The organism is Bombella saccharophila (assembly GCF_026385475.1).
GTDB lineage: Bacteria > Pseudomonadota > Alphaproteobacteria > Acetobacterales > Acetobacteraceae > Bombella > Bombella saccharophila.
Map to the genome: position 1 here is coordinate 403,479 of NZ_JANIDW010000001.1, position 12,339 is coordinate 415,817.

At 53.2% G+C, this 12,339-nt stretch carries 9 protein-coding genes and 2 tRNA genes; 4 read left to right on the top strand and 7 right to left on the bottom strand.

Annotation, left to right across the window (positions count from 1 at the left end; all coding sequences use genetic code 11):
- Positions 1-3: 3 nt before the first annotated feature.
- Positions 4-2,673: a DUF4175 family protein gene (locus NQF64_RS01795; RefSeq protein WP_266106276.1), complete on the bottom strand. Its 2,670-nt coding sequence runs from the start codon at positions 2,671-2,673 to the stop codon at positions 4-6.
- Between the two features lie 5 nt (positions 2,674-2,678).
- Positions 2,679-4,004, bottom strand: coding sequence for a diaminopimelate decarboxylase (lysA, locus tag NQF64_RS01800; RefSeq protein ID WP_266106277.1), 1,326 nt, complete (start codon positions 4,002-4,004; stop codon positions 2,679-2,681).
- Between the two features lie 183 nt (positions 4,005-4,187).
- Between lysA and NQF64_RS01805 the strand changes: the two genes are divergently transcribed.
- The gene (locus tag NQF64_RS01805) at positions 4,188-5,423 is read left to right on the top strand and encodes a hypothetical protein (protein WP_266106278.1); all 1,236 of its coding nucleotides are present in this window, start codon (positions 4,188-4,190) and stop codon (positions 5,421-5,423) included.
- A gap of 6 nt (positions 5,424-5,429) precedes the next feature.
- Here the strand turns inward: NQF64_RS01805 and NQF64_RS01810 are convergent.
- The 3 genes from NQF64_RS01810 to NQF64_RS01820 form a co-directional block, all read right to left on the bottom strand.
- A tRNA-Arg gene (locus NQF64_RS01810) sits at positions 5,430-5,506 on the bottom strand.
- 30 nt (positions 5,507-5,536) lie between these two features.
- A tRNA-Arg gene (locus NQF64_RS01815) sits at positions 5,537-5,613 on the bottom strand.
- Between the two features lie 94 nt (positions 5,614-5,707).
- On the bottom strand, positions 5,708-6,085 hold the full coding sequence (locus tag NQF64_RS01820) for a hypothetical protein (protein ID WP_266106279.1): 378 nt from the start codon (positions 6,083-6,085) through the stop codon (positions 5,708-5,710).
- A gap of 90 nt (positions 6,086-6,175) precedes the next feature.
- Here NQF64_RS01820 and guaA point away from each other — a divergent pair, with 90 nt between their 5' ends.
- The 3 genes from guaA (at position 6,176) to pyk (ending at position 10,230) form a co-directional block, all read left to right on the top strand.
- Positions 6,176-7,810 (top strand): glutamine-hydrolyzing GMP synthase, encoded by a 1,635-nt coding sequence (guaA, locus tag NQF64_RS01825; RefSeq protein WP_266106280.1) that lies wholly within the window; start codon positions 6,176-6,178, stop codon positions 7,808-7,810.
- A gap of 155 nt (positions 7,811-7,965) precedes the next feature.
- Positions 7,966-8,841: an SH3 domain-containing protein gene (locus NQF64_RS01830; RefSeq protein WP_266106281.1), complete on the top strand. Its 876-nt coding sequence runs from the start codon at positions 7,966-7,968 to the stop codon at positions 8,839-8,841.
- Between the two features lie 24 nt (positions 8,842-8,865).
- The gene (pyk, locus tag NQF64_RS01835; RefSeq protein WP_099026025.1) at positions 8,866-10,230 is read left to right on the top strand and encodes a pyruvate kinase; all 1,365 of its coding nucleotides are present in this window, start codon (positions 8,866-8,868) and stop codon (positions 10,228-10,230) included.
- A 130-nt stretch (positions 10,231-10,360) separates the two neighbouring features.
- On the opposite strand, the gene NQF64_RS01840 is transcribed toward pyk, so the two are convergent.
- The gene (locus tag NQF64_RS01840) at positions 10,361-11,254 is read right to left on the bottom strand and encodes a prephenate dehydrogenase/arogenate dehydrogenase family protein (RefSeq protein ID WP_266106282.1); all 894 of its coding nucleotides are present in this window, start codon (positions 11,252-11,254) and stop codon (positions 10,361-10,363) included.
- Positions 11,255-12,247, bottom strand: a complete 993-nt coding sequence (locus NQF64_RS01845; RefSeq protein WP_266106579.1) for a lysylphosphatidylglycerol synthase domain-containing protein — start codon at positions 12,245-12,247, stop codon at positions 11,255-11,257.
- Positions 12,248-12,339: the final 92 nt, after the last annotated feature.

A 12,339-nucleotide genomic window follows, 5' to 3' on the forward strand; every position in this document is an offset into this window, starting at 1 on the left:
GGTTTAATGCGGCTGGCGCAGTGGGGCGAGCAGACGGTTGAGGTAATCTAGCTCACTTTGCGGGCGTGTGCGGTCTGAAGCGCGGCGTTGGAGCTCACGTTCAATATCATGGGCACGGTTATTTTCATGGTCAGGTATATGCGCATCCGAGTCAGGGCTATCATCTAGCTTCCGCCCGAGCGGGTCTCGGTTTTGAGGTTGTTTTTCCTCCTCTGGCTCGTCATTATCCTGATCTTGCCCCCCATTAGGGTCATCTGTGGGGGAGGTCCCTACGCTGCCATTAGGGTCCTCCGTTGGGTTAGAAGAGGGTGGGGGGATGAAGCCGAGATGACCTTTGGCCTGCTTCTGCATTTCCGTTTGATTATGCTTCATCTCATGACGTGCTTTGGAGAGATCATCCAAAACAGTTTGGATGGCTTTGATACTGATATCATCCTGCCGATTTGCCAAATTATGTAGTACAGGCCCCATATCTGCTTCGGCTTTTACAAGATTAGGCATTTTCTTTTTTGTTAAGACTTCACCGCGTTTATTTAAGATATGGACAAGGTGGCGTAGGGCATATTGCGTGGCATGATCCTGCCTACGGTCATCAGCGTGGTTTAGAAGGGCTGTGTGCTCAAGCGGAGTGGTCGGAGGCGGAGCCGCGTCTCGTGGGGCCATGCCTAATTGATTGAGTAATTCTGCCGTGGACATCTGAGAGACGTCCTTATGTTGCTCTGTTGTCATCGGGGATGATTGCTCGGCAGCGAGGCGTTTTTGGGCATGGTTGAGCAGGTTTGTCTCTTCCCGGATAAGGTCGCGTAGGGCCATACGTTGGCTTCGTGCTTCTGCTTGGGCCTGCATAGAGGCTGCGAGAGTTTGCATGTCTGGCAACGTTGCTTGGCGCATTTGTTCAGCAGGCTCTAGCATAGCTTGGAGATGGTCTAAAGCTTGTGGGATATGCCCTGCTAGCGCGTCAGCTTGCACTTGCCCGGCAAGGCGTGTCCAAGGCATGCCGTTTCCATCAGGCATAGGCATAATGAGTCCGTTGCGGTTCGCTTTTTGAAAGATAAACGCCAGATGCTGGTCTAGGGCGTCTTTAAGGCGGTCCAACTCGTCATGTAAGGCGTTTTGCTCATGCAGCGAGGGGGGGATAGGCTGCTGAGCCAAAGCGCGTAAATGCAGTTGTACCGCATTTTGTAATGCGCGGACATGGAGCATAGAGAGGGCAATCATTTGCCCATCATGCTGGCGATCCTCATTATATAGTGCATCAAACCAAAGCTGCTCAATAACATCTGCTGTGGAGAGACCTATGCGAATTTGGTTTTGCAGTGCGATGAGGGGGAATGCAACATCGTTAGGTAAAGCGAGGTCTGTGAGTAGCTGGAGCGTATGGGCTGTTTGGGTAAGGTCATCTTGCCCGCTGGCAAGGCGTAACCGCAAAGCAAGCAGGGCGCGGCTAATGGGGTTGTGGAAGGGACGATGTCCTAGCTTAAATGTCTGAGTTGCGGAGCAAGCCCATTTGCCAGAACTGCTTTGTGCGCAGAGCCGGCCTACGACGTGCAATCCTGCAAAGGGGTTTTTTGAGAGATCAAGTCGCGTGGTGGTGTTAGCTTTAAGGGTATGAGGTTTTAAAGGGAGTGGAATAAGTATTTCATGCGCTTTATCTGGGGCATGAGAAGGGGGGATGATGGGATGTAGCTGTACATTTAGGGCAATAACGCCATGCGGTTGGGAGACAGCCCAAGGGATATTGGTGTGCCAATCATCTTTGTCTTGTGTACCAGCTTTGCCATCCCAGCGTATGTCAGGGGGGGTATCGCGGCTAATTTGTACTGACCAACGGCTCAGTATCCGGCCACGATAGGTTAAAATGAGTGTGTGGCTGTTATGGAGGGTGGCCTCAACCTGCCATTCTCCAGAAGGAAGATGGCTATAATGGGCGTGAACTTTGCCGCGTAAGGAAGGGCGACTTGCTGCGTCCCCTACAAGGATATGCAGCATTGCACCTTCTGGTAGGGAGAGTGGGGGCATGTGTGGGGTAAGAAAAACCGGTGCCCCAGGCGCATAATGCGGTTGATTGATCCATGCTTGGAGGGAGGGGAGCGGTGCAGCATCGTCATCATGGCCGGGGAGGAAGCCTGCTTTTAGGCGTAAGCCTAGTTGTGGCCCTGCTAGGGCTGCGAGGCTAGCAAGGCTGATAAGAAGCAAAAGAGCGGTTAGTCGCTCACCCCAATGATGGAAGAAACGCGGCGGACGGAGGGAAATGGTCTCTAATGCCGTAAGCAGCCTTTGGCGGTGGAGAGCCCATATATACCCTGTATGATGCTTTTGCTCATCAGATAATGTGTCAAGAAGGGCGGGTCGGTCTGTCAGAGCTGCGAGAGGATGAAAGGCGAGCCCAGCATCGCGGGCAATGCGTTGGTCGATCGCCTCCATTGAGGGAGGTGGCTCATGATGAAGGGCGTATCCCACCCAAAGAATCATCCCCCCAAAGAGGATGAACTCTAGCACAAAATGAAGATAATCCGGCAGGGATTGCGGAAGGTGGAGGCAGGCAGCACACCCCCATAGCCCGATAAGCAGTACAAGCCAGCGCAGATAGTGCCACACACGCTCCACCTGCAACCGGCGGGCGGCTTTCCGCTTGAGGCGCGCAAATTGGGGGGGGAGGAGTTGGGCCTTCACGAGCGTTAGGGGCGGGCTAACCAGCTAGGGACAACGTCTTGTGCGAGAAGCTCATCAAGCGTTTGGCGTTTACGGATGACGGCCTCTTGGCCATTACTAATCATGATTTGTGCTGCAAAAGGACGAGAATTATAGGTCGAGCTCATCACTGTGCCATAAGCTCCTGCATCTAAAAGGGCAATAAGGTCGCCTTTTTTAAGAGGTGGTAAGGTACGTTGACGGGCGAAAATATCGCTGCTTTCACAAATCGGGCCAACAACATCAACGCGTTCTTCAAGCGTGTCTGTAGGTGGGGCGTGTAAGGGTAAGATACCATGCCATGAATCATACATAGCGGGGCGAACAAGGTCATTCATCCCGGCATCAATGATGACAAAACGGCGCGCTGCCTCTTTAACATCAATAACGCGCGCAAGCAGCACCCCCGCCGGGGCTGCGAGCCAACGGCCCGGTTCGATATGAAGGTGAACGTCCAATCCCCCCAATGTCTCGGCAATGACCTTAGCCCAGAGCGCAGGCGGGGGAGCGTCCTCACCACGATAGGCGATGCCAAGCCCGCCGCCGCAATCAATATCGGTGACAGATAAACCATCTGCGCGGAGGGTCTTAACGAGCTCCGCAATGCGTTCATACCCTTTGCGGAAGGGGGCTTCCGCCAGCATTTGGCTACCGAGATGGACCGCTAGACCGACAAGCTCCACCCCCTTCATCTCCTGTTGTGTGCGGCGATATAAGGCAGGGATGAGGTTATAAGCGATGCCAAACTTATCTTCAGCGCGTCCGGTTGTGATTTTACTATGGGTTTGGGCATCAATATCGGGATTAACGCGGAAGGCAACGCGCACACGTTGTTGAAGGGTCTCGGCAAGGTGGTTGATGCGGGTTAGTTCTTCAATACTTTCGATATTGATTTGGCCTATGTTTTGCTGGATGGCATAGGTCAATTCGTCATCAGTTTTACCGATTCCCGAAAAGACGATATGGCGCGCTTTCATCCCCGCTGTAAGGGCGCGCTTTAGCTCCCCCCCGCTGACAACATCCGCGCCAAAGCCACATTGTGCGAGGACGCTTAAGCAGGCTTGATGATCCTGCGCTTTTACGGCGAAATGATAGCCCATAGATAGGCCGCGCTCGTTAAAAGCGGCCTGCACGTTATGCGCACGTTGGCGCAATGTGTCGGCACTGATAACCCAGCTTGGCGTACCATAACGCTCAGCAAGGGGGGCTAGGGCTGTTCCATCCATCATTAAACCCTGCTTGTTGTCATAATGCAGGTTGGGATGAGTCGCGAGGAGGCGATGGAAGGTCGGGTCTGAAGCTGTGGACGTCATGCCTGCATGATTACAGACCAGTAGCGTAAATGGGAAGATGTCTCTTGTAGGGAAAGACCTTATCTTTGGTGCAAAGAGCAGGGAGAATGCTCTGTTTTTGAAATTATTTATTTAATAAAAGAGATTAGTCTTTAGGAAATGCAGAGATGTTAGCCTCTCAAAAAGGAAGGGTATTAATATATTATGAATAAAAGAAAGATATTAGTTACATTTGCGGGTCGTAAGGACCGTATGGGACTTTTAAAGAAGCATGTTTCGTCCTTATTAGATGCGGGGTTGTTGGATGAATGGCATGTTTGGGATTTTACAAGGACGGAACAGGACCGTGCTTATATTTCATCACATTATGGTCCTGTACGTTTTTTAAGGCCGGAAGCGGGGTATCATTCTGTTGGGATGATAGAGCGTGGTGCAGAGCGAGATTATTCTTTTATGGCGGCATCAGATGTGCATGTCGCTATTAAAACAGCCGGGCATGATCAATTTTTGGAATATGTGATTGGGGGGTGGCAGAATCGTGGCTCGATGATTCGGCAGTTAGATGAGGCGGCTTTCTCAACTTATGAGCGGGGGGAGGGGCAATGTCTGCATCAAGCTAGTACGCCGTCTGTTTTATGTGGGCAGCTTAAAGATAAGCTACGGGTTTATCTGACGGATGAGGGTAAGCTTGGTGTCACTGTTTCTGGCTATAAATTCCCAGAACTGCCCTTGCGGGGTGATATTGGGAAGGTAGAGATTTTTTTACGTGGTGGGTTCGGAAGCTCAATAGAACGTCTCAATCTATCAGAAAAAGTGAGCCGCTTTATTGGGGATAAAGGGTGCCAGAAGCCATATTGGCAGGCTTATCAATATTATGTGGAGCGTTATGAGGCGTATAAAGAGGCCATTTTCTTAAAATGTGATGATGATATTATTTATCTGCAAGAAGAGCGGGTGGCTGACTTTATACGCTGTATTGAAGAGCGAACCGATAAATTCCTCATCTCAGCCAATGTCGTGAATAATGGTGTCTGTGCTTATCTTCAGCAACAAGCCGGGCATTTGCCGCAGGCTCTTGGGGCTTTTGAAAATCCTGAACAGGGCTTTGGAGGGACCTTATGGCAAGATGGGCAAAAAGCTTATAACTTGCACCGTCATTTTATAGCGCAAGGTAAGCCTTCTTTTCCGTTAGGGGAGGCTTTGATGGATGTGGAGGCGCGTCTTTCCATCAATTTCATCGGTTGGCGGGGAGAGATGTTGCGTTACATGCAAATAACGCCGCAAGATGACGATGAGCATATGCTAAGCGTTGTTCTGCCACGGTTTCTTGGTAAAAAGGTGGCGATTTTCTCGGACTTCATGGTCAGCCATCTCAGCTTCTTCCCGCAAGAAGCCGCTGTGAAAGCTGATGAAATCATCAAGCTGTATGATACTGCATAAGGAGATTGGTGCACCCGGGAGGACTCGAACCTCCAACCCCCAGATTCGTAGTCTGGTGCTCTATCCAATTGAGCTACGGGTGCAATGCCCGATTACACCGGGGCATGAACCACTGGTGCACCCGGGAGGACTCGAACCTCCAACCCCCAGATTCGTAGTCTGGTGCTCTATCCAATTGAGCTACGGGTGCGCTGTGTTGAGGAGGCTTCTATCCGGTCTTGTAGGAAGGTGCAACCCTACTGAAAGGCTTTTTTATATATTTTCAGTAGGGTTGGTGGTGGGATTTAGCGGCGCGTTAAGGTGATATGGGCGTGGCAGCGTGGGGTTGTAAAGTTCCCGCCAATGGCTGTCCCGACCGGGTAACCCTCAAAAACCTGCCGATAGGGTGTGTTGTTCATCCCTTGGTCAACGAGTTCTGCATGATAGCTTTGTTGGCCTTGCTGATACGTGCCGCGCAGGACGGAGGATGTCATACCGGGGTTAAAGACAATATCCTTCCCACGGATGCGCAGAGAAGAGACATTCTTTGTAGGGCAGATTCCTTCATCCGTAACAAGCTTACCCACCCATGTGCCATATGGGTCATGCGCAGGGTCTGGCAGGGAGGAGCAAGCACCAAGGAGGACAAGACCAAAGAGATAGGGGAGAGGAGTAAGACGCATAGGCAAGACTCGAAATTGCATTTTTAGGATAAAGCCGCTGGAAAATAAGGATGACCTTGGCGGCCTGTCGTCCTATAGAGATAGCACGAAATGACTATTGTGCCATATCCAGCAGGCGAGGCCCGGACCGTGACGCAGAAAAGCGCAGAGACTCTTCACCATCTTGATGAAACCCTCCATGAGGACCGTATCCTGATTTTGGATTTCGGTAGCCAAGTGACCCAGCTCATCGCCCGGCGCGTGCGGGAAAGTGGCGTTTATTGCGAGATATGGCCTTTTACCTCCACATTGGAGAAGATTCGCGCTTTTAACCCGCGTGGGATTATCCTCTCTGGTAGTCCCGCTAGTGTGCGTGATGATAATGCACCAACCCTACCAGATGGTGTGTTGGAGCTTGGCCGCCCTATTTTAGGAATCTGCTACGGCCAGCAAGTATTGTGCCACACACTTGGCGGGCGTGTGGAGACGCATGATCATCGTGAGTTTGGCCGCGCTTATATTGATGTCGCGGAGGAATGTGCGCTCTTTCATGGCCTGTGGGCACAAGGTGGGCGTGAGCAAGTATGGATGAGCCATGGGGACCGCGTTACGGCTCTCCCCCCCGGGTTTAAGGCCGTTGCTTATTCCGAAGGTGCGCCATTTGCCATCATCGCTAATGAGGAACGGCGAATCTATGGCGTGCAATTCCACCCGGAGGTTGTTCATACCCCCCACGGGGCGGAGCTGATTCGCAACTTTACGCATGATGTGGCGGGCTGTTCTGGCACATGGACAATGGCGGGTTTTCGTGACCTAGAGATTGCCCGCATCCGCAAGCAGGTGGGTGATGGCAAGGTGATTTGTGGCCTATCTGGTGGGGTGGATAGCTCTGTTGCGGCGAAGTTGATCCATGATGCGATTGGCGATCAGCTAACCTGCATCTTCGTGGATCCCGGTATTTTACGGGCCGGGGAAGCGGATGAGGTGGTAAAGACCTTTCGAGATCGCTTTAACATTCAGCTCGTTCATCGGGATGCTTCCGACTTGTTCCTCGGTGAGTTGGCAGGGGTTACGGACCCGGAGGTAAAGCGTAAGACCATTGGCCGCTTGTTCATTGAGGTGTTTGAGCAAGAGGCAGCGAAGCTGGGGGGCGCACAATTCCTCGCGCAAGGGACATTGTACCCGGATGTGATTGAGAGTGTCAGCTTTAATGGTGGGCCATCTGTGACGATTAAGTCCCATCATAATGTGGGTGGCTTGCCAGAGCGGATGAATATGGAGTTGGTTGAGCCGCTGCGTGAACTCTTTAAGGATGAGGTGCGTGCTTTAGGCCGTGAGATTGGCGTGCCAGAGCATATTGTGGGGCGGCATCCCTTCCCCGGGCCGGGGCTGGCTATTCGCATCCCCGGGGATATCACGCGGGAGAAGCTGGACCTTTTACGCAAGGTAGATAGCATCTATCTGGAGGAAATCCGTAAGGCTGGCTTGTATGACGAGATTTGGCAGGCTTTTGCTGTCCTGCTGCCTGTGCGTACAGTCGGTGTGATGGGTGATGACCGCACTTACGACCAAGCTTGCGCCTTGCGTGCCGTCACTAGCACGGATGGCATGACGGCGGAGGTCTATCCTTTTAGCTTCGAGTTCCTCAACCGTGTTGCAGGGCGCATCGTGAATGAAGTCCGCGGTATTAATCGCGTAACTTACGACATCACCTCCAAACCCCCAGGCACGATCGAATGGGAGTGAGCGGGGCATAACGCCGTGCAGAGGGGTGTTTTATGTCTTCCAACCCTGCCCCGCTTTTCTGGCAGGGCAGGGTTGCTCTCTATAAGGGCATTTTTTGGGGGAATGAGGGTGAATACGGCTTGCCCAAATGCTCATCCCTTGGCAGGGATAAGGGGATGAGAGTGTTTGTTCCTTTTTCCCACAAGTTATTTAAGCAAGGGGTTGTGCCCTTTGCGGTGGTGGCCTTGTCACTTGGGGGGCCTGCTTATGGGGTGGGGCAGGAGCAAGACGAGTCTCAAAAAAACCATCGCGTTCATCACCATGGCAAACATCATGCAGGGGCGCAGGCTCATGCAAAGGGAGATGTTGCCGTTGGTAAGGGGCACACCCGCGCAACAAAGCATGGGAGTGTCCATCATCGTGCGTTGGAGCGTAAGGCGGCCGCTGCTGCAGCGGCGGCAAGTGCTGCAAAAGCTGCTCATTCTGCTCCGCCAGCCGTGCCCGATAATATAGGGACGGAGACGAAATTGCCGCTCCCACGTTTTGCCTCTATGCGGGCGGACCGTGTGTATATGCGGCGTGGCCCAGGCGAGCGGTACCCGATTGATTGGGTGTATCATCGTCGTGGGTATCCGGTAAAAATTGAGCGTGAATTTGGCGTCTGGCGTCTTGTAGAGGACTCAGATGGCCAGAAGGGATGGGTCCATCAGGTCACACTGCATGGCAGCCGTTCCTTCCTTATACCTGGCTCCTCGTCCTATGATGAGGATGCGTCTAAAGTTTCGATCACGGGGCATGCTGATTCTCGTATTGTGGCCTATCGGTCCGCGGGAGAGGTAGCACGGGGTCAGAATCGTGACGTCCCGCTGATGAGCTCGGAGAAGCCTGATCATAAGATTGTTGCCTTGCTAGAGCCTGGCACGGTTGGAAAGATTAAGGCTTGTCCACAGGGTTTATCATGGTGTCATGTTACAGTCAGGGGCTATGACGGGTGGGTTGAACGCCGCCTGTTATGGGGGCTTCTACCCGATGAAATCATTCAGCCTGACTGACCAAATGAAAAGTCGAGGAATGTTATGACAGCCAACATCCATCATCGCCGCACGCGGATTGTTGCGACCCTCGGGCCGGCTTCACAGACTGCTGAGCAGATTCTTAATCTTGCTAAGACTGGTGTGAATGTTTTCCGCCTGAACTTCTCCCACGGTGCTCATGATGAGCATGCCGCCCGCCACAAAGCTGTGCGCGAGGCTGAGGCCAAGCTGGGGCGTCCTCTGGCTGTTCTGGCGGACTTCCAGGGCCCCAAATTGCGCGTTGGCGTGTTTAAAGACGGGCCGGTTGAGTTGAAGGTCGGGCAGAAGTTTAACCTAGACCTTGATAAGGCTCCGGGTGATGCTCATCGCGTTAACTTGCCACACCCAGAGATTATCTCTGCTATTGATGTCGGTCATCGTCTGTTGCTGGATGATGGTAAGCTGGCCCTGCGTGTCACTAAGAAGAACAAAGACTCTCTGGAGACTGAGGTCCTCGTTGGTGGGAAGCTTTCCGAGCGTAAGGGCGTGAACGTCCCTGACGTTGCTCTGCCAATCCCTGCTCTGACAGAGAAGGACCATAAGGACCTTCAATTCGCCCTTTCCATCGGGGTGGATTTGATTGCCCTCTCCTTCGTGCAGCGTCCGGCTGATATTCAAGAAGCACGCGACATCGTTAAGGGCCGCGCTTGGATCATCACCAAGCTGGAAAAACCACAAGCTGTTGAGTGCCTTGAGGAAATCATCCGTCTCTCTGATGGTCTGATGGTGGCTCGTGGGGACCTTGGTGTGGAGCTGCCTGCTGAGGATGTGCCTGTGATTCAGAAGCGCGCCATTAATGAGGCACGCCGTCAGGGTCGCCCGGTCATCGTGGCAACACAGATGATGGAGAGCATGATCTCCAGCCCAGTGGCAACGCGCGCAGAAGTCTCTGACGTTGCAAATGCCGTTTATGATGGTGCCGATGCTGTTATGCTCTCTGCTGAGAGTGCGGCTGGCTCTTTCGGGCCGGAAGCTGTGGCAACGATGGTGCGTGTCACCTCCCGCGTGGAGCAGGACCCAGAATGGCGCGCCCGTATGGACCGTATGCGCCCGGTTGCTGAGCATACCATCCAAGGGGCACAGGCTAAGTCTGCCTTTGATGTAGCGCGTAATGCGCGTGCGGAGGCTCTGGCTGTGCATACAGAGAATGGCCGTAGTGCTGTGCTGGTCTCTCGTGAGCGTCCGCATGAGCCTGTTGTGGCTCTGACCAACGCGGAGACATCACGTCGTCTCTGTGTGGTGTGGGGTGTGTTCCCGAAGGTTGTCTCCAGCAAGGATGATGTGAAGGCTGTTGGCGAGTTCGCTAAGAGCGGTGAGCATGTTGTTCTGCTCGACAGCTCCAAGAACCTGCGTATTGTTAAGGTCTAATCCCTACGGATTGCAGGTTATCACCTCTGATGGTTTCAGTCGTCAGAGGTGATGAGACTAAAAGCCCCCGGCAGGGTTCATCCTCTGCTGGGGGCTTTTTTATAATGGGGTCGTTATAGCGTGAGGGCGGTTAGTTTTGGGGCTCTGGCATCAAGCCGCGCCGAATATGCCGCCCGCGTTGGAGGTTTTGCATTATGGCCTCGCTATCATCTTCTTGAATGGCTTTAACCATGCGATGCGCATCTTCCTCAAACCGCTTAAATGTGGCGAGGAGGACATCTTTATTGGTCAGGAAAATATCGCGCCACATAATCGGGTCGGATGCTGCAATGCGTGTAAAATCCCGAAAGCCAGAGGCCGCATATTCTAACACATCAGTTTGTAGGTCAGCCGAAAGCCGGTCTGCCGTGTTGCAGATAGTAAAGGCCAGTAAATGCGGCAAATGGCTCACAATGGCACATACTTGGTCGTGATATTGGTCGGTCATTTGCCGTGTGCGTGCCCCACAGCGGTGCCAAAAGGCCTCCATAAGCGCGATGGCCTCCGGTGCAGTGCCGGGGGGTGGGATGAGGAGCGTCCAACGGTCCTCAAATAAGGTGGCAAAGCCAGCATCCGGGCCGGAATATTCCGTCCCTGCCATAGGATGGGCAGGGATGTAGCTTACCCCCTCGGGTAGGAGAGCGTGTATCTCTGGCCCTAAGCTGCTGCGTACAGAGGCGACATCACTTAGAATAGAACCGGGCTTCATATGGGGGAGGATAGTGGCGGCAACAGCTCTAATAGCCCCTGTTGGGATGCACAGAATCACAAGGTCAGACTGCGCCGCTGCCGCGATGAGGTCGGTTGTGGTCTCATCAGCGATGTTCAGCGCGGTCACGCGGTGGAGAACAGCCTCTTGGCAGTCCGCAGCGATGAGCTTTTGGGCGAGCGTGCCTGTTTGTCGGGCGCGGCGGAGGATGGAGGAGCCAATTAATCCCGGCCCAATGATGGTTATGGTCTTAAGGAGAGGGGGGGTATCAGCCATTTAGGAACGCCGCTTTAAATGCCGGAACTCATAGAGCTGCCATAAGAGTAGGACAGGGATGCCGATGACAATATCCCGCCCACGGCGTAGTAGGGAAATGCTCATGGCGATGTCGGCATTAATACCAAAGAGATGCCCTAAAGCAACATAACCAGCCTCTTGCACACCTAAAGAGCCGGGGATGAAAAAGCCAGCAGACATAATCCCGCAGACAACACCTTCAATCGCTAACGCATTGAGAAAGCTGCAATGCGCGCCAAGGAGAATGATGGAGAGCCACGTCATAAAAGCACTGCCCACCCAGCAGAGAAGGTGCATCCCTGCGCCTAGTCCGATGCGTGCCGGGTTACCCCATAAGCCTTCCATATAGGATTGGAAGTTCTCAGTATTATCGGCAAGGACATCGCGCCATTCTGCGGAGATATGTTTGGCAAAAAAGCGTGCAAGGGCTTGCAGGGCGTTCCCGCTGCGTTGCTGTGTCCAAATAAAACCAGCCACCCCGCAGGTGAGAAACACCATCCCAATACCAAGCGGCCACATAAACCGCCCCGCATCGGCCTGACCAATCAGGCATAGGAGGGCGATGATGATAAAGACAATCTGGCCCAAAACTTCGGTTGTAATATCGACAATATTTGCGGCAATGCCTTCCATCCAGCTAATGGGCTGCTCATTGGTGGTATGGCGGGCATGGCCAGCGGTTGTGGCACGGATGCCAAGGAGCATCCCGCCGAGTTGGGAGAAAGGCAAGCAGGCCGCTGCGGCATCTCGTACAAAACGTGAGGCGGTTAGCCGGGTAAAACTAATATCGGGGATGCTGCTCTTCCATGCGAAGCCGAGAAGAAAATTGACAGCGAGTTGGCAGAGAAGCAGCAGAAAAAAGCCCGAGAGGCCAATTTTAGCAAGGCTTAGGAGAATCGGATGTATCCCAGCCCGCAAGGTGAGGATGCAAAAGAGGGTAATTCCTGCCAGAGACAGGATGTAGGGGAGCATTTTCTTCAAGATGGCCGCCGCAAGTCAATTTAGTTTGACCCCTTCTAGGCTACTCTGGGGGGAAGGTCCAATCAGAGGGGGCTTTACCGGCT